Annotated in this window: 15 protein-coding genes; 5 read left to right on the top strand and 10 right to left on the bottom strand. The window is 71.2% G+C overall.

The window, feature by feature from the left end:
* Positions 1-7: 7 nt before the first annotated feature.
* The gene (gene iolD, locus ACFCVM_RS11500; RefSeq protein WP_375836302.1) at positions 8-1,903 is read left to right on the top strand and encodes a 3D-(3,5/4)-trihydroxycyclohexane-1,2-dione acylhydrolase (decyclizing); all 1,896 of its coding nucleotides are present in this window, start codon (positions 8-10) and stop codon (positions 1,901-1,903) included.
* A 54-nt stretch (positions 1,904-1,957) separates the two neighbouring features.
* Here iolD and ACFCVM_RS11495 read toward each other — a convergent pair whose 3' ends face one another.
* The 10 genes from ACFCVM_RS11495 to ACFCVM_RS11450 form a co-directional block, all read right to left on the bottom strand.
* Positions 1,958-2,719 (bottom strand): GntR family transcriptional regulator, encoded by a 762-nt coding sequence (locus tag ACFCVM_RS11495; protein ID WP_375836301.1) that lies wholly within the window; start codon positions 2,717-2,719, stop codon positions 1,958-1,960.
* 55 nt (positions 2,720-2,774) lie between these two features.
* Positions 2,775-5,582, bottom strand: a complete 2,808-nt coding sequence (locus ACFCVM_RS11490; protein ID WP_375836300.1) for a hypothetical protein — start codon at positions 5,580-5,582, stop codon at positions 2,775-2,777.
* 64 nt (positions 5,583-5,646) lie between these two features.
* The gene (locus tag ACFCVM_RS11485) at positions 5,647-6,903 is read right to left on the bottom strand and encodes a CehA/McbA family metallohydrolase (RefSeq protein ID WP_375836299.1); all 1,257 of its coding nucleotides are present in this window, start codon (positions 6,901-6,903) and stop codon (positions 5,647-5,649) included.
* A gap of 4 nt (positions 6,904-6,907) precedes the next feature.
* A complete protein-coding gene (locus ACFCVM_RS11480) occupies positions 6,908-7,981 on the bottom strand; it encodes an ABC transporter ATP-binding protein (RefSeq protein ID WP_375836298.1) in 1,074 nt (357 codons plus the stop codon).
* Complete coding sequence (locus ACFCVM_RS11475) at positions 7,981-8,838, bottom strand: carbohydrate ABC transporter permease (protein WP_375836297.1); 858 nt, start codon at positions 8,836-8,838, stop codon at positions 7,981-7,983. The genes ACFCVM_RS11480 and ACFCVM_RS11475 overlap by 1 nt, the downstream gene beginning before the upstream one ends.
* Positions 8,835-9,767 carry a carbohydrate ABC transporter permease gene (locus tag ACFCVM_RS11470; protein ID WP_375836296.1) on the bottom strand — a complete coding sequence of 311 codons (933 nt, stop codon included), beginning with the start codon at positions 9,765-9,767 and terminating at the stop codon, positions 8,835-8,837. The genes ACFCVM_RS11475 and ACFCVM_RS11470 overlap by 4 nt, the downstream gene beginning before the upstream one ends.
* Positions 9,768-9,770: 3 nt before the next feature.
* On the bottom strand, positions 9,771-11,180 hold the full coding sequence (locus ACFCVM_RS11465) for an extracellular solute-binding protein (protein WP_375836295.1): 1,410 nt from the start codon (positions 11,178-11,180) through the stop codon (positions 9,771-9,773).
* Between the two features lie 92 nt (positions 11,181-11,272).
* Positions 11,273-12,505, bottom strand: a complete 1,233-nt coding sequence (locus ACFCVM_RS11460) for a Gfo/Idh/MocA family protein (protein WP_375836294.1) — start codon at positions 12,503-12,505, stop codon at positions 11,273-11,275.
* On the bottom strand, positions 12,502-13,410 hold the full coding sequence (locus ACFCVM_RS11455) for a TIM barrel protein (RefSeq protein WP_375836293.1): 909 nt from the start codon (positions 13,408-13,410) through the stop codon (positions 12,502-12,504). Before ACFCVM_RS11455 ends, ACFCVM_RS11460 begins: the two co-directional genes overlap by 4 nt.
* Positions 13,411-13,519: 109 nt before the next feature.
* Positions 13,520-13,879: a metalloregulator ArsR/SmtB family transcription factor gene (locus ACFCVM_RS11450; protein ID WP_375836292.1), complete on the bottom strand. Its 360-nt coding sequence runs from the start codon at positions 13,877-13,879 to the stop codon at positions 13,520-13,522.
* 101 nt (positions 13,880-13,980) lie between these two features.
* On the opposite strand from ACFCVM_RS11450, the gene ACFCVM_RS11445 reads away from it, so the two are divergent.
* The 4 genes from ACFCVM_RS11445 (at position 13,981) to trxB (ending at position 17,781) form a co-directional block, all read left to right on the top strand.
* Positions 13,981-15,321, top strand: coding sequence for an NAD(P)-binding domain-containing protein (locus ACFCVM_RS11445; protein ID WP_375836291.1), 1,341 nt, complete (start codon positions 13,981-13,983; stop codon positions 15,319-15,321).
* 61 nt (positions 15,322-15,382) lie between these two features.
* Positions 15,383-16,282, top strand: coding sequence for a metalloregulator ArsR/SmtB family transcription factor (locus tag ACFCVM_RS11440; RefSeq protein ID WP_375836290.1), 900 nt, complete (start codon positions 15,383-15,385; stop codon positions 16,280-16,282).
* A gap of 90 nt (positions 16,283-16,372) precedes the next feature.
* Positions 16,373-16,789: an arsenate reductase ArsC gene (locus ACFCVM_RS11435; RefSeq protein ID WP_375836289.1), complete on the top strand. Its 417-nt coding sequence runs from the start codon at positions 16,373-16,375 to the stop codon at positions 16,787-16,789.
* Positions 16,786-17,781: a thioredoxin-disulfide reductase gene (gene trxB / locus ACFCVM_RS11430; protein ID WP_375836288.1), complete on the top strand. Its 996-nt coding sequence runs from the start codon at positions 16,786-16,788 to the stop codon at positions 17,779-17,781. Before ACFCVM_RS11435 ends, trxB begins: the two co-directional genes overlap by 4 nt.
* Positions 17,782-17,818: the final 37 nt, after the last annotated feature.

Here is a 17,818-nt window from a genome sequence, read left to right as displayed (position 1 = left end):
GAACCCGATGACCAGACGCATGACCGTCGGGCAAGCGCTCGTCGAGTTCCTCGCCCGCCAATGGACCGTCGACGGCGAGATCCGCGAGCGCACGATTCCCGGCATGTTCGGCATCTTCGGCCACGGCAACGTCGCCGGACTCGGGCAGGCCCTCATGGAGTCGAACGCCTCGTCGCCCGATCTCATGCCGTACCACCAGGCGCGCAACGAGCAGGCGATGGTGCACCAGTCGGTGGGCTTCGCCCGCATGCGCCGCCGCCGCGCGACCTTCGCGAGCACCGCGTCGGTCGGCCCCGGCGCGGCGAACATGCTGACGGGTGCCGCACTCGCGACGAGCAACCGACTGCCCGCGCTGCTGCTGCCGAGCGACACCTTCGCCACCCGCGTCGCCGACCCGGTGCTGCAGCAGCTCGAGCTGCCCCACGACCCGAGCCTGCAGGTCACCGACGCCTTCCGTCCGCTGTCGCGCTTCTTCGACCGCGTCGAACGGCCCGAGCAGCTCTTCTCGATCGCGCTCGGCGCCATGCGCGTGCTGACCGACCCCGCGGAGACCGGGGCCGTCACGATCGCACTGCCCGAAGACGTGCAGGCCGAGGCGCTCGACGTGCCGCTCGCCTTCCTCGCCGACCGGGAGTGGCACGTGCGGCGGCCGCTCCCCGAACCCGGTCCGCTCGCCCGAGCGGTCGCCGCCATCCGCGCGGCCCGCTCGCCCATGATCATCGCGGGCGGCGGGGTGATCTACTCGGGCGCCGAGGAGGTGCTGCGACGGCTCGTCGAAGCCACCGGCATCCCGGTCGGCACCACCCAGGCCGGCGGCGGGGCCATCGCCTGGGACCACCCCGCCTCGCTCGGCGGCGTGGGTGCCACCGGCACGACCGCGGCGAATCGATTCGCCGCGGAGGCCGATGTCGTCATCGGCATCGGCACCCGGTACAGCGACTTCACGACGGCGAGTCGCAGCGCCTTCCAGCACCCGGATGTCACGTTCGTGAACGTCAACGTCGCACCGTTCGACGCGTACAAGCACGGCACCGAACTGCCCGTGATCGCCGACGCCCGCACCGCGCTCGAAGCGCTCGAGGTCGAGCTCGCGGGGTACCGCGTGACGCCGGCGATGTCCGAGCTCGTCGCCGCAGAGCAGCAGTCGTGGAACGCCGTCGTCGACGCCTCGTTCGTGCCGTCGGGTCTCGACCGGCCGGCGCAGGCCGAGATCATCGGAGCCGTGCAGGCGGCGAGCGAACCGCGCGACGTCGTGGTGCAGGCGGCCGGGTCCCTCCCGGGCGACCTGCACCGGCTCTGGCGCGTCCGCGACGCGCTCGGCTACCACGTCGAGTACGCCTTCTCGTGCATGGGGTACGAGATCGCGGGCGGTCTCGGCGTGCGTCGCGCCGCGCCCGATCGCGACGTCATCGTGATGGTCGGCGACGGCTCGTACCTGATGCTGCACACCGAACTCGTGACCGCGGTCGCCGAGGGCCAGAAGCTCATCGTCGTGCTCGTGCAGAACCAGGGCTACGCCTCGATCGGCAACCTCTCCGAGTCCGTCGGCAGCCAGCGCTTCGGCACGAGGTACCGCCGCTACGACCCGGTGACCCGCAACTTCCAGGGCACCGAGCCGTTGCCCGTCGACCTCGCCGCCAACGCGCGCAGCTACGGCATCGATGTCATCGAGATCGCCCCGGGCCCCGATGCCATCGCCGATCTCGGCCGCGCGATGGCGACCGCGAAGGCGTCGCCGACCTCGACGCTCATCCATGTCGAGAGCGACCCGCTGCTCGCCGGCCCCGACGGCGGCGGATGGTGGGACGTGCCCGTCGCCGAGACATCCGAGACGCCGACCGTGCAGGCCGCGCGTGCGGAGTACGAGGAGGCCAGGCAGGCGCAGCGACCGCTGCTCGGCTGAGTCGAGCGTGCGAGCTGCGCTCGGCGACCGGCCGCGCCCGGAGACCGGCCGCGCTCAGCGGTCGACGAGCGTGACCTCGAACGAGTAGCGGTCGGGCCGGTAGCAGTGCTGCCCGAACTCGACGGCGACGCCCGAGTTGTCGAAGGCGGTGCGCGCCATCGTGAGCACCGGCGCGCCGCGCGACAGGTCGAGCAGCTCCGCCTCGCGAGCGGTCGCCGCCCTGGCCCCGATGCGCTGCTTCGCGACGCGCATGGTCACGCCACGCGCCCGGAGCAGCTGGTACAGCCCGTGCTTCTCGAGCGCCTCGCGGTCGAGATCGGTGAACTGCTCCGGCAGCACGTTGTCGAGGATCGCGAGCGGCACGCCATCGGCACTGCGCAGCCGCTGCACATGGAGCACCGGACTACCGGCGGCGACCCCGAGCGCCTCGACCGCCGCCTCGTCGGCGGGCACGACCTCGACCGAGAGCACCCGCGTCTCGGGCTTCTGGCCCGAGCGTTCGAGGTCCTCGTAGAGGCTCGTGAGCTCGACGTTGCGCGTCACCTTGCCGTGCACGACCTGCGTGCCGATGCCGCGGCGCCGCACGAGCAGTCCCTTGTCGACGAGGTCCTGGATGGCGCGCCGGATCGTCGGCCGCGAGAGGCCGAGCCGGGCCGCGAGGGCGACCTCGTTCTCGAGGCGCGCACCCGCGGGCAGCGTCTGGTCGAGGATCGCCTGCTCGAGTCGACTCGCGATCTGGTAGTACAGGGGCACGGGCCCCGAGCGATCGAGGTCGAGGAACAGCTCGACGGGGAGGCGATGCTCCGACTGCGCCATGGATTCTCCAGTTGTCCGGTTGTTCTGACAGTAGAGGGTCGAGGCCCCCTCGGCGTCACCCGTGATCGGGGGGCGTGTCGGCGACGCGCTGCCGGAAGGTCTCGATACGGCTCGCTCCGATGACGGTCGTGGCGAGATCGACGTCGCGCTCGACGACCTCCCCGGCCAGGTCGGTGCGATCCCAACGGCCGGATGCCCCGGCGCCGAGCACCTGCGGCTCGGCCCGGTAGTTCACGAACCGCACCTCGACGACGAGGGCACCGGCGGCATCCGTCGTCGTGCGCAGCGACTCGAGCACGACGTCGCCCGCGACCTCGACGACCGGCGCGGTCGGCAGCTCGGATGCCTCGGCCGCTCCGCCGGCACCGGCGACGCCGCCGACGACGGTCGGACCGCCGCGCGTGCCGCGCGCCACCTCGGGCTCGACCCGCACGAGCTCGGCCCAGCGGGCTGCGCCCGAGTCGGCCCATCCAGATGCCGACGGCAGGATCGCGAACTCGGTCGAGACCCGGGTGCCGAGGTACTGCGCGCCCGGCACGGCGAACTCGGCGCCGGCGGGCTCGTCGCGGAGGGGATGCACGTTGACGCTCATCATGCCGACGGCGCGCACGAGCGTGAGCGCGATCGCGTCGACGCCCGCCTGCGGGTGGTCGACGACCTCGTACTCCGAGTGCTTCGTGACGATGACGCTCGCCCGCCCGGCATGCACGAATCGGGCGACGGGGTAGGTGGGAAGCGGGAACTCGCCGACCGGACCCCCTTCGCCGACACGTCCGCGCTCCGTGACGGCGTACTGACCGGCTGCCGATGAGCCCGGCAGCGCGGCGACGCCGGTGGGCACGAGCACCCGCAGCCGGTGATCGGCGGCCGGGTTCACGAAGTCGACCTGCACGCGCAGCATCGGCTCGCCCTCGCGGAGCTCCAGCACGGTGTCGACGACGAGGTCGACGGATGCCGCTGCACGCCGATCCCGGTCGACCGGGTCGAGCGCTGCGGGCACGGCGTAGCGGCGGCGCACGAGCAGGCGGCCGCGGATCGGGCCGGCCTCGAGCACGGTCACCTCGACCGACGTCGGGTCGGTCACCGCCGATGCCGGGTCGACCGGCCCGTAGTTGTACGAGTCGCCGCGGTCGCCCTCGTCGACGAGTCGCAGCGCATCGGCCAGCACCGTGCCGTCGGCGGCCTCGATGCGCACGGCACCGAGCTCGTCGACCGTGGCGGTCAGTGCACGGTTGGAGAGCGAATCGGACGACACCGTCACCTGGTCATCCGTCGCCCGTGCGGTCGCGGGGTCGAGGCTCGCGACCCCGATGCCGCCGACGTCGATGCCCACCACGGCTCGCCGGCGCGGATCGGCGATGATCTCGACGCGCCAGACCCGCTCGCCCGAGGCATCCGAGGCGATGCGCCGTTCGAGCTCCTCGGTGAACGCGGCCAGGTCGAAGTCTCCGACCGGCGCCTCGGCGACCTCGAACCGAAGCCCGTCGTCGCTGAAGTGCCAGGCGTTGATGAGCTGGCCGAAGAGCTCGCGGCCGTGGATGCGGTTCAGCAGCTTCGGCAGTTCGGCGGTCGTGAGCTGTTCGTCGCCGAGCACTTCGGGCAGGGCGTCGAGCAGCTGCACGCCGTCGCCGAGCTCGAGCCGCTCGGGGTCGTGCAGGCGGATCTCGACGTGCGCCCGCCGTGCGAAGCCGGTCGGGTTCGCGACGACGTGACGGTCGGGGGCGACGGATGCCGCGAGCCGCTCCATCGTGCGCAGGATCACGCCGCGCGCGACATGACCCGCCGTCGCGAGGCGGCCCTCGACCTCGACGGCGGTCGCGTCGACCCCGCAACCGGTGACCGAGTCGTGCGCGGTGCTCTCGACGAGCCGGTACCAGGCGGTGTCGAAGAACGCGCGGTGGTCGTCGGCGCCGAAGGCGGCGTCGAGCCGCTCCGCGGTGGAGAGCCGGCGTTCGGCGTCGGCCATCGCCTGCTTGAGGTTCGTGCGGATCGAGAAGACGCCCGGCAGGAGGTTGCCGCGGGTGTGCGCCCGGAGCTCCCCTGCGACGACCGGCAGGTCGGCGAGTGCGCCGTCGTCGCCCGCCGCCCACTCTGGCGCGACCGTTCTCACGTACCCCTCGATGGTGTCGACGGTCAGGCCGACGGCGCCGCCCGATGCGTTCGCCGCCTCGACGAGCGGCATGAGGTCGGCGGGCGGCGCGCTGTGGTCGGTGCCGAGCATGCCGAGGATCGGGTCGGATCCGTACCAGCTCGCGACCGACTGCCCGTACTCGGCGACGAGTGCGCCCAGCTGGCCGGGCAGGGCGAAGAGGTCGAGCGCATTGCCGTAGCCGTCGAGGAGGTACTCGGTGCGCACCGTCGAACCGTCGGGCGCCGTCCAGGCGAACGCGTGGCGGTCGATCCGTGCGGGGACGCCGCGCCAGAGCGCGGCGTCGCGCAGGCCGAACCCGCGCAGCAGCTGCGGCATCTGCTCGGCGTGGCCGAACATGTCGGGCAGGTAGCCGACGCGCATCTCGGGCCCCAGTCGCCGACTCGACCGGAGGCCGAGCTCGAGGTTGCGCACGATCGTCTCGCCGTCGCAGAGGAACTCGTCGAGCAGGATGAGGAACGGGCCGATCGCGAGCTGCCCGCGTTCGATCACCGCGACGACGCGCTCGCGCTGCTCCGGCCGGATCTCGAGGTAGTCGTCGATCGCCGCGGCCTGCCCGTCGAGGGTGAAGCGGTACCCGGGATTCTCCTCGAGCGTGCCGAGCAGCCGGTCGACCATGTGCACGAGTCGCAGTCGGAACACGTCGTGCGGCTCGTACCACTCGCGATCCCAGTGCGTGTGCGGCACGATCACGAGTTCGTCGGGGGTGTCCATGGTCAACTCCAAGCGGTGTTCCAGCGTGCGGTGGTTCAGGGTGCGGTGGTTCAGGTGGCGCCGGCTACGCGCAGAGAGCCATGATGCGGCGGTCGGCGAGCACGAGGTGGAACGGCCCGTCGGCGGGGTCGGCCGCGAACGCCTCGCGCGCCGAACGCACCGACCGACGCCGCCCGAAGCCGTCGACGAGCACGAGGCCCTCCGCGTCGACCGCGACGACCTCGTCGCCGAGCCGCACGAGCGCCGGGGCGCGCATGAGCTCGGGCATGAGCACCGTGCCGTCGAAGCTGCCGCTGCCCGTGATCGCCGTGCGTCCGGCGCGGACGCCGTCGAGGATCGCCTCGACCGAGTCGTCCGCCGCCGCGACCCACGTCGTCGGCGTGCCGGGGCGCTGCGGTTCCTCGACCATGTGCGTGTCGCTGCCGCCGAGCAGCGTCGCGCCCTCGGGCCAGGTGCGGAACCATGCGAAGGGCGCGGTCGAGATGAGCTCGAGGTACCAGGTCGAGTGCCAGAGCTCGACGGCGGCGGGCCGCCGCTCGAGCCGGTGCAGCCAGGAGCAGTCGCCCGAGATCGGGTGGTTGATGCTCAGGATGCCGCCGCGCCGCTCGACCTCGTCGACCCAGTGCTGCGCGGGCTCGCGGAAGTCGATCCAGCCGATGTCGCCGAACGCGTTCGCGTGGCCGCGGTGGGTCGTCACCTCCTGGCCGGGCAGGAGCGTGATGCCGTGCCTGGCGCCTTCGGCCGGAAGGTGGGCGTGATGGCTCACCGTGTTGTGGTCGGTGACGGCCATGAAGTCGAGGCCGCTCGCCACGCCCAGGGCGGCGAGTCCGCCGATCGGCAGGCGCCCGTCGGAGTGGAGCGTGTGGCCGTGGAAGTCGCCCGCGAACCAGGTGAGGCCGGGTTCGGCCGGCAGCCCGCGATCGCTGCCGCGCACGGTGCGCGTCGCCGGCACGGCCTCGGGAACCGGCGGCACCGCGCGCGATGCCGGGATGGTGACCTCGACCTCGACCTCGACGCCCTCGGAGGGGACGCGGTGCAGGCCGAGCACGACGTTCCACTCCCCCGCCTCGGGCGCACCCGGCAGGTAGCCGGGCGTGGCGTCGGCCGGGTGGATGAGGAACTCGGTGCGGGCGCCGCCCGACCAGCCGCGCCATCCGCTCGCCCCCTCGCAGCCGAGGTCGATGCCGGCGTTCGAACCGTCGTAGCGGATCGCGACCTCGAGGGAATCGGTGCCGGACGGCACGTCGAACGGCACGTTGAAGAAGCGGTGCTCGTTCTGCGTGTCGACCGTGATGCGAACGGTGCGGCGGATCGTCGTCATCGCGTCAGCCGATGCGCTGCGTCGACTCGGCGTCGAAGAGCAGGGTCTTCGCACCCTGCGGCACGAGCCACCCGCGGTCGCCCGGAGCCGGCTCGTGGTCTTCGGGCACGACGACCTGGAACTTGTGCCCGCTCGCGTTCACGGCGATGAGCACGCTCGCGCCGAGGTTCTCGACGACGCTCACCTCCGCAGGGATCGCGCCCGGCTCCTCGCTCGTGACCCAGCGCAGGTACTCGGGCCGGATGCCCCAGATCACCGACTGACCGTCGTGCACGAGCGCCTCGGTGCCGGCCGGCACGGGCACCGACGTCTCACCGATCGAGATCGCACCGCCCGTGACCGTCGTCTCGACGAGGTTCATCGGGTTCGAGCCGATGAAGCCTGCGACGAAGGTGTTGTTCGGTCGCTGGAACACCTCGCGGGGCGTGCCGATCTGCTGGAGCTTGCCCGCCTTCATGACCGCGATGCGGTCGGCGAGCGCGAGCGCCTCGGCCTGGTCGTGCGTGACGAACACGGTCGTGACGCCGAGGTCGCGCTGCAGCTCCTTCAGGAAGGTGCGCGCCTCGAGTCGGAGCCGGGCGTCGAGGTTCGACAGCGGCTCGTCGAGGAGCAGCACGTCGGGCCGCGTCGCGACCGCGCGGGCGAGCGCCACGCGTTGCTGCTGCCCGCCCGAGAGCTGGCCCGGCCGGCGCTCGATGAGACCCTGGAGCGAGAGGCCGTCGCCGACCTTCTCGGCCGTGGCGCGTCGCTCGTCGCGCTTGACGTGCTTGATGCGCAGCGGGTACGCGATGTTGTCGCCCACGTCCATGTGCGGGAAGAGCGCGTAGTCCTGGAACACCATCGCGACCCCGCGGGCGCCGGGCTCGGCGTTGGTGACGTCGCGGTCGCCGATGACGAGGGTGCCGGCGGTGATCGCCTCGAGGCCGGCGATCGAGCGCAGCAGGGTGGTCTTGCCGCAGCCCGAGGGGCCGAGCAGGGCGAAGAACTCGCCGTCGTCGATCTGCACGTCGACCTCGTCGACGCCGCGGACGCCTCCGGGGTACTCCTTGACGAGTTGAGTGGCGTTGATACCGGCCATCAGGACTTGATACCTCCATGGAAGCGGAAACCGTAGCGACGGTTGACGACGAAATAGATGATGAGCACGGGAGCCGAGAAGAGCAGCGCGAAGGTCGAGATGAGCCGCAGGTCGGCCTGTCCGCTCTCGGTGTAGAAGGTGTACATGAGCACCGCTGCCGGCTGCAGGTCGGGGCTGCGCAGCAGGATGAAGGGCACGAGGAAGTTGCCCCAGACCTGCACGATGGTCCAGATCGAGATGAACGCCAGGCCGGGCCGCGCGATCGGTGCGACGACGTCGCGGAGGATGCGGAACGGGCCGGCGCCGTAGAGCCTCGCCGACTCCTCGTACGACTTCGGGATCGAGTCCATGAAGTCCTTGAGGATGAAGATCACGGTCGGCAGGATGCCGCCCGCGAGCACGAGGAGCACGCCGACGTAGGAGTTGATGAGCCCGAGCTGCGTGATGATCTGGAACGTCGGCACCATCGCCGCCGTGCCCGTCACGATCGAGGAGAGCAGCAGCAGTCCGTAGAGGATGCCGTCGCGCCCCGGGATGCGGATGCGGCTCATCGCGTAGGCGGCGAGTGCGCCGAGCACGACGACGATCACCATCGTGCCGATGCCGAGCAGCAGCGAGTTGCCGATCGAGCGCAGTGCATAGGGGTTCTCGGCGAGGCGCGCGAAGTTGTCGAGCGTCCAGTCGGGCCACGACAACGACAGCGACGGCGTCGCATCGAACGGTGCGAGCACGAGCCAGACCATCGGCAGGGCGAAGAGCACGCCGACGATCGTCATGATCACGGCGAAGGCGACTCGCGAGAGGAAGTGCCGCACGGTCGAGTTCGACGCGACCTTCCGCACGGGGGTGGCGGTCATCGCTTCTTCCTTCCCTTCGACACGCGCACGTAGGCGAGCGCGATGACGAGGTTGATGAGCAGCATGATGAGCGAGATCGCGGCGCCGAGGCCGAGCTGGCCGCCGGGGATCGCCGTCTCGTAGATGTACACCGAGAGGATCTCGGTCTTGCCGTTGGGGCCGCCGGCCGTCACGAGGTAGGGCGTGAAGGTGTTGAACGTCCACAGCGTGATGAGCAGGGTGTTCGTGAGGATGTGCCCCTTGATGTTCGGCACGATCACGTCGCGGAGCTGCTGCCACCCCGAGGCGCCGACCATCTTGGCGCTCTCGATCTGCGACGGCGGCACGGCGCTGAGCGCCGAGGAGAAGAGCTGCATCGAGAAGGCGGTGCCGACCCAGATGTTGAAGATGATGATCGCCTGCATCGGGTGGTCGATCAACCAGGCGGTGCCCTCGGTGCCGAGCAGGCCGTTGATCGTGCCCGACCGCCGGTCGAGCAGGACGAGCCAGAGGAACGAGGCGACGGATGCCGGGATGACCCAGGCGGCCAGCACGAGGCCCTCGATGAGCCCCTTCGTCCAGCCGTGGATGTTGCGCACCGACCAGGCGAGCCCGAAGCCGATGAGCGTCTGGCCGATGATGCCCGAGAAGAGCACGAAGATGAGCGTCAGCCAGAGCGAGTTCCAGAACGACGGGTCGGTGAGCGCCTCGACGTAGTTGTCGAGGCCGACGAACTCCGGCGACGCGGCCTGCAGGCCGGTGAGCCGGTAGTCGGTCATGCCGAGCCAGATCGTCCACACCGCTGGGAACAGCAGGAAGATGCCGATGAGGATCAGGGCCGGCGCGACGAAGATGCCGGCCCTGACCGTTCCGAGGCCGGCGACGTCGTCGGCCCGCCGCCGGCGGGGAGCGATCGCGCTCCCCGCCGGCGTCGTGGTGCTGGTGGTCATCGCCTAGCCACCCGAGACCGCGTCGTCTCCGACGATGTCCTTCGCGGCGTCGGCGTACGTGCTCGCGGCGTCGGCGACGCTCGTGCCCGAGACCACGTCGAGGCTCGCCTGCTGCAGTGCAGTGGACACCTGCGGGTAGGCGGCGAGCGGCGGACGGTACGCGGTGATCGGCAGCACCTCTTCGCTGACGTACGTCAGCATCGGGTCCTCGGCGAGCATCTCGTCGTTCACGTCGGTGCGCGGCGTGATCGCGAGGGTGCCGGCGTTCCGGGCCTCGTACGCGTCGGCCGAGTTCATGAACGCGAGCAGCTCCCACGCGAGCTCGGGGTGGTCGCTGTTCGGGTTCAGCACGCGGCCGGTGCCACCCGACATCGACACGAAGTCCTGGTCGTTGACGCCGGAGCCCGGCTTCATGGCGGGGATCTTCGTGTAGCCGACGACGTCGTCGCGGTTCGCCATCGGCGCGGTGCCGACGCCCTCTGCCGGGTTGATGACGCTCCGCCAGAAGTAGTCGCCCTCGAGGAGGATGCCGATCTGGTTCGACGCGAACAGCTGGAACGAGGTGTCGCGGCCCGCAGCCTCCTGCTGGAGCACGGCGTCACCGAGGCCCTCGTCGATGTAGATCGTCTTGTAGAGGTCGAGCACGTCGTTCAGGCCGTCGGTGTCGCCGACCCACTTGCCGTCCTCGTAGACCTGCTCGCCCGTGCCGACGAGCAGCGGCAGCAGGCCCTGCATCGTCGTCGCCTCGCCCATCGCGGTGCCCGCGTTGAGCTGGATCGGCGTGACGCCGTCGAGCTTCTTCAGGTCGCGCGCCGCGTCGAGCACGTCGTCCCAGCTCTCGGGCTGCCAGTCGGCGGGAAGGCCGGCCTGCTCGAAGAGGTCCTTGTTGTAGTAGAGCACGCGACCGTCTGCGCCCTGCGGCACGCCGTAGCGCTCGTCGTCGAACGAGAGCGCGTTCTGCACGGCCTCGGGGATCTGGTCCCAGCCCTCCCACGAGTCGACGGAGTCGCCGCCCACCTCGGCGAGCGGCTTGATGTACCCCGCCTCGGCGAACTCACCGACCCAGATGCCGTCCATGCCGATGATGTCGGCGCCCTCGCCCGACTGCAGATCGAGGGCGATCTTGGTCTTGTAGTTCTCGTCGTCGACGCCCTGGGGCTCGAACTCGACGGTGACGTCCTTGCCGTCCTCCTCCATCGCGGCTTCGAACTCGGGGATGACCCAGTCCGCGAGCCAGTCGGCCTCAGCGGCGTTCTTGCCGCCGGTGATGGCGTTCGCCGTGATCGTGAGGGTCACCGGGCCGTCGTCCTCCGACGCCTCGGGTGCCTCGCCGGAGCAACCGGCGAACACGAGGGCGCCGGCGGTCGCGACGGCGAATGCCGCCAGAACCCTGCGCTTGCTGTGATTGATCATCTTCGACCTCTCTCATCGATTCGCCCGCCGAGCCTCTCGTCGGCAGGGTGCTGCTGTGTTCTCGTGGTGCGGTAGTGGTGGTGCGGTGGTACTCAGGCCCGCCGGTCGCCGGCGGCACCCGCCTCCGACGACTCGCCGAGCGGTGCGCCGATCGAGTCGGCGAGGGTGCGGAGCATCCGCTGGCCGACGATGATGTCGGCGACTCCCTCTGCGACCGATGGGCCGGGCTCCGGATGCCCCGCGGCGAGTGCCGCGAACGATCGGAGCTCATGCTCGAACGCCTCCTCCTGCATCCATCGCGTCTCGGAGCGTCGCGACCCGAGGGGTTCGGCGTTCTCCACGACGGTGAGCACGGTGGGGACGTTCAGCACGTAGGGCACCGCGAAGGTGAGGGCGATCGTGCCCGTCTCGTGGTGGAAGGTGACGGTCTCGCGGTACTCGGGGTAGCGCGGGATGAAGTGCCAGTCGATCGACCACGGCACGTCGGTGCGCTCGGCGAGGAACCCGCCGAGGCTGAGCGAACCCGGGAACGCCGGGCCCGTGTGGCGGGCGCGGTCGACCGTGCCGATGCCGCCGACGAGATGCCGCAGGAGCCCGATGTCGTGCACGATCGAGCCGAGCACGACGTTCGTGTAGAGCTTGGGGAGCGGGTCGGCGGCGTCGCCGCCGATCGCCGTGGCGACCGTCGCGTCGGTCGCGGCGACGAGGGTCGCGAGCAGCTCGGGCGGCACGTCGGACGGCGGGGCGGAGAGGTTCGCGAACGCGAGCTGCGCCCCGTCGGCGGGGTGCAGCACCTCGACGCTCACGGCGCGCACGTCGACCTCGGCGAGCAGGGCCTTCGCGGCGGCCGATGCCGGGTCGTGCTCCTTCATGTAGCCGACCCGCACCCACTCGGCGAGGTCGATGCCACGAGCGTCGGCGAGCGCCTGGAGCGACCGGACCTCGGCGATCGAGAACGCGAGCGGCTTCTCGGCGAGCACGCGGATGCCGGCGCCGACGAGCCGCGCGACATCCGGCGCGTGCGAACCCGCGGTCGCGAGGATCGCGCCGTCGACGCGAAGGGTGCCGGCGGCAACGGCGTCGATGAGCTCCCCGACGGAGTCGAAGGGCGCGACTCCGGTACCGGATGCCTCGGCGATCTCGCGTGCTCGCGAGATCGAGAGGTCGACGACCGCGACGAGCTCGATGAGGTCGGCGATGCGTCGGATGAGCGGCAGGTGCACGCTCTGGCTGATCGCGCCGAGGCCGATCACGGCGACGCGCACGCGTTCGCCACGGGGCGCGGCGTCGTCGCCGGCGACGGGCTGCTCGTCGAACCCGGTCATGCGAACCACCGCCGCAGGCGCTCGCGGTTCGCGACTTGATCGGCGCGTGCGCGGGCGACGTCGGCGGCGTCCTGCAGGATGACGTCCTGCTCGACGACGATCCAGCCGTCGTACCCCGAGTCGACGATCGTGTCGACGATGCGATCGACCTCGAGGTCGCCCTCGCCGAGCGCCACGAACACGCGTCGCTCCCAGATGTCGCGCATCGGATCGGCCGAGCCGGCCGCGGCTGCGAGCACCGAACGGTCGGCGTCCTTCAGGTGCACGTGGTTGATGCGCTCGGCCCAGCGCGGGAAGTCGGTGACGGGGTCGCCGCCGCCGACGAGCAGGTGCCCGGTGTCGAACGTCAGGTCGACGTCAGTGTCGGCGAGGAACCGGTCGATCTCGCGCGGCGTCTCGATGTAGGTGCTCGCGTGGTGGTGGAAGGTCGGTTCGAGGCCCGCCGCGCGCGTGAGGTCGGCTGCGCGCTGCACGCGTGCGGTGAAGACGGCCCAGCGTGCGTCGTCGAGTTCGAGTTCGAGGGCGCCGCCCGGGCGCGCCTTGCGCTCGGGCGAGCCCGAGTCGGCGAGCGTCGGCTTCGGGGCGCGGTCGGGGGCGACGGCGGCGGCCGCGGCGAACAGCTCGAGCGTGGGGGCGAGCGCGGCGAACGCGTGCTCGAACTCCTCGTCGGTGCCCGCGAAGGGCAGGTCGACCCAGCCGCCCGCGAGCGCGAGACCGTGGCGCTCGAGGAGCTGCGGCAACCCGTGTCGATCACCGAACAGGCCGACCGGGCCGAGGTCGATGCCCTCGTAGCCGGCCTCGGCCACCCACGTCGCGAGCTGCTCGCCATCGGGCAGCGGCACGACATCGGGGCGGGAAAGTTCGAAGACGCCATAACTGACCGGCGCGTTCGCAGTTCGGATCACCGAGAGTCCTCTCAACCGTTGGGACGCTCCTGTGCGTCTCCGCGGTCAAGGGTAACTAAGTTCGGACATACTTACAACCGTACGAAGCGGGCTCGCCGGCAGTGACGATTCAGACGCCGACGAGCGGTGCCGCGATCGCCTCGAGGGCGCCGGGCACCAGGCGGTAGTAGGCCCACGTGCCGCGCTTCGAGCGCGAGAGGATGCCGGCCTCGGTGAGGATCTTCAGGTGGTGCGACACCGTCGGCTGACTGAGGCCGACCGGCTCGGTGAGGTCGCAGACGCATGCCTCCCGACCTTCGGATGCCGCGACGATCGAGACGAGTCGCAGCCGCACCGGGTCGGCGATGGCCTTCAGCGTTCGCGCGAAGGCCTCGGCGTCTTCGGCGGTGATCGTCGCGCGGGTCAGCGGTGCGCAGCACGAGACCGGGGCGGCTTCGGCGTTCACCAGGGGGAGCTCGACGATCGTCATGCAGAACAGTCTCGCATATATTGACATCCATCGATATAGGCGCGACACTCTGTATCGACGAACTTCAATGAATGCGCCCCTCCGACGAATGGAGCACCCGGATGACCCTCATCGACCTCACCGCACCGCGAACCCTCCCCTCGCGCCTGCACTCCCTCCCCGTCGCGATCATCGGAGCGGGCCCGATCGGCCTCGCCGCCGCCGCGAACCTCGTCGAGCGCGGCATCGACTTCGTGCTGCTCGAGGCGGGCGACCGGGTCGGGGCGAGCGTCGCCCAGTGGGGCCACACGCGCCTCTTCTCGCCGTGGAAGCACCTCGTCGACCCCGCGTCGCAGCGGCTCCTCGCCGACACCGGCTGGGTCGCCCCGACGGCGGAGTCGCTACCCTCGGGCTCCGAGCTCGTCGAACGGTTCCTGGCACCCCTCGCCGCGCTGCCGGCGATCGCCGACCGAACGCGATTCGGGGTCGAGGTCACCGCCGTCACCCGCGAGGGCATGGACCGCACGCGCACCACGGGTCGAGCGCAGACGCCGTTCCTGCTGCGCATCAGCACCGCCGACGGTGTCGAGGAGCTCACCGCGCGCGCCGTGATCGACGCCTCGGGCACCTACCGCACCCCGAACTCGCTCGGTTCCTCAGGGCTCGACCCGCTCGGCCTGCCCGAGGTCGAGCACCTCGTGAGCCACGCCCTGCCCGACGTGCTCGGTCGCGAGCGGGCGCAGTTCGCCGGCCGGCACACGGTCGTCGTCGGCGCCGGGCACTCGGCCGCGAACACCCTGCTGAAGCTCGCCGAGCTCGCCGAGCAGGAGCCCGGCACCCGCATCACCTGGGTCATCCGCAACGCGACGGCCGCCCGGGTCACGACCTCGCCCGACGACGAGCTGCAGGCGCGCGCATCGATCGGCGCTCGCGTCGACGCGCTCGTCGAAGCCGGCCGCATCGAGCTCGTCGATCGCTTCGAGATCGTGCGGCTCGCGCGCGGCACGGGCGCCGAGGCATCCGCCGCCCTCATCACCGGCCGTCGCGGCGACGGGCTCGAGACGATCTCGGCGGACCGCATCGTGAACGCCACGGGGTTCCGGCCGAACCTCGAGATGCTCCGCGAGATCCGCCTCGAACTCGACGAGATCGTCGAAGCGCCGCGGCGGCTCGCCCCGCTCATCGACCCGAACGTGCACTCCTGCGGCACCGTCGAGCCGCACGGCTTCGGCGAGCTCGAGCAGCCCGAGCGCGACTTCTTCATCGTCGGCATGAAGAGCTACGGCCGGGCGCCGACCTTCCTGCTCGCGACGGGCTACGAGCAGGTGCGGTCGGTGACCGCGTGGCTGGCCGGCGACGCGGCCGCCGCCCGCAACGTCGAGCTCGTGCTGCCGGCGACCGGCGTGTGCTCGACGGGCGGCGACTCCGGCTCGGACTCCGCCGCCGGGAGCTGCTGCGGCTGATCGCGCGCCTCCGCTCGCCGCAACCGGCCCGGCACGCCCAGCGGTGCATAGACTCTGATCTATGGATGCAACGGACACGGCGCGCAGTCTTCGGCTGCTCACCGATCCGACGCGGCTGCGCATCCTGGGGCTCATCCGCGAGGGTGCCGACGGGCGGGCGCTCGTCGGCCGCCTCGCCGACGGCCTCGGCCTCACGCAGCCCACGGTGAGTCACCACGTGAAGGCACTCCTCGACGATGGGGTCCTCGAGCGCACGCCCGACGGCCGACGGGTCTGGTACTCCATCGCGCCCGGCGCGGCCGAGCGCGTCGACGAACTGCTGCAGACGGATGCCGCGATCCGCATGCCCGACGAGGTGCTCGCTCGAGTGGCATCCGATCTCTCGACCCGTTTCGCCGGCGTCTTCTCGCCCGAGACGGTCGAACGGTACGTGCGTGAGAGTCACGACCTCCTGGCCGAGCGTTCGAAGATCACGCGCTTGCTGCCCTCGCTCACCGCGCGGTTCGCCGCCGAACGCCTCGGCGCGCTCGCGGCGCAGCGGAACCCCGGCGCCGACGGGCCGCCCGAGGTGCTGTTCGTGTGCGTGCAGAACGCCGGGCGCTCCCAGATCGCCGCCGCGATCCTGAAGCACCTCGCCGGCGACCGGGTGCGGGTCCGAACCGCGGGATCGGAGCCGGCGAGCGCGGTGAAGTCGACGATCGTCGCGGCGCTCGACGAGATCGGGGTGCCGATCGGCGGAGAGTTCCCGAAGCCCCTCACCGACGAAGTGGTGCGGGCCGCCGACGTGGTCATCACGATGGGCTGCGGTGACGCCTGCCCGGTTTACCCGGGGCGACGCTATCTGGACTGGGAGCTCGACGACCCGGCCGGACTCCCGGTGGCGCAGGTGCGGGGAATCCGCGACGACATCGAACTCCGGGTCCGCGGTTTGCTCGACGAGCTCGGGATCGCGTCGTCGTGATGCCCTGCACGGGCTGACAGGCGTCCGCTTCGCCGCTCGCTTAATCAATAGATGGCGATCTATGATTAGTGCGATCGAAGGAGCAACGCCATGACCGAGAAGCCCACCGTCCTGTTCGTCTGCGTGCACAACGCGGGCCGTTCGCAGATCGCCGCCGGGTACCTGCGGGCGCTCGCGGGCGACCGCGTCGAGGTGCTGTCGGCGGGATCGGAACCGAAGGACCGGATCAACCCCGTGGCGATCACCGCGATGGCCGAGGAGGGCATCGACATCGCCGACAACACGCCGAAGGTGCTCACCGTCGACGCCGTGCGCGAGTCCGATGTCGTGATCACGATGGGCTGCGGCGACGCCTGCCCCATCTTCCCGGGCAAGCGCTACGAGGATTGGGAGCTCGAGGACCCCGCGGGCAAGGAGCTCGAGACCGTACGGCGCGTCCGCGACGACATCCGCGCCCGCGTCGAGGCACTCATCGCCGAGATCGCGCCGGCCCCGGCCGAATCATGAGCGACATCGAGAACGTCGTCGTCATCGGCTCGGGCCCTTCGGGCTACACGGCCGCGGTCTACCTCGCCCGCGCCGGACTCGCACCGGTCGTGCTCGCCAGCTCGGTCGAAGCGGGCGGCGCGCTGGTCACGACGACCGAGGTCGAGAACTACCCCGGCTTCGCCGACGGCATCATGGGCCCCGAGCTGATGGAGCAGATGCGGCAGCAGGCCGAGCGCTTCGGCGCACGCGTCGTCTACGACGACGCCACCGAGGTCGAGCTCACGGCCGACGTCAAGACCATCCGCACGATCAACGGGGTCGAGTACCGTGCGCACGCCGTCGTGCTCGCAATGGGCTCCGCGTACCGCAAGCTCGGCGTCGAAGGCGAGGAACGGCTGACCGGTCGCGGCGTCTCGTGGTGCGCGACGTGCGACGGCTTCTTCTTCAGGGGCAAGGACATCGCAGTCGTCGGCGGCGGCGACTCCGCGCTCGAAGAGGCGATGTTCCTCACCCGCTTCGCCGACTCCGTCACGCTCGTGCACCGCCGCGACTCGCTGCGGGCGTCGCGCATCATGCAGGAGCGCGCGCTGTCGAACCCGAAGATCCGCCCCTACTGGAACGCCGAGGTCGTCGCGGCCGAGGGAGACGACGGGCTCGAGCGCCTCCGGTTGCGAGACACCACGACGGGTGAGGACGCAGCGCTCGACGCGACCGGCCTCTTCATCGCGATCGGCCACGACCCCCGCAGCGCGCTCGTCGCGGGCCAGGTCGACCTCGACGACGACGGCTACGTGCTGGTGCGTCATCCGTCGACGCAGACGAATCTCGAGGGCGTGTTCGCCTGCGGCGACCTCGTCGACAAGCGCTACCGCCAGGCCATCACCGCGGCGGGCACCGGATGCGCGGCCGCGCTCGATGCCGAGCACTACCTGGCGGCGCACGGCCTCGCCGACCCGGTCGAGGAGCAGCCGGCGATCATCCTCGAGACGCCCGAGGAGCCGGCCGCCTGACGCACGCCGCAGGCGCGGCGACCGCCGAGCGACAGGC

The organism is Agromyces sp. NPDC056389, assembly GCF_042262385.1.
In the GTDB taxonomy this organism is placed as follows: Bacteria; Actinomycetota; Actinomycetes; order Actinomycetales; family Microbacteriaceae; genus Agromyces.
The sequence above is the reverse complement of the archived record's forward strand: the minus strand, read 5'-3'. Positions and strand labels throughout refer to the sequence as shown.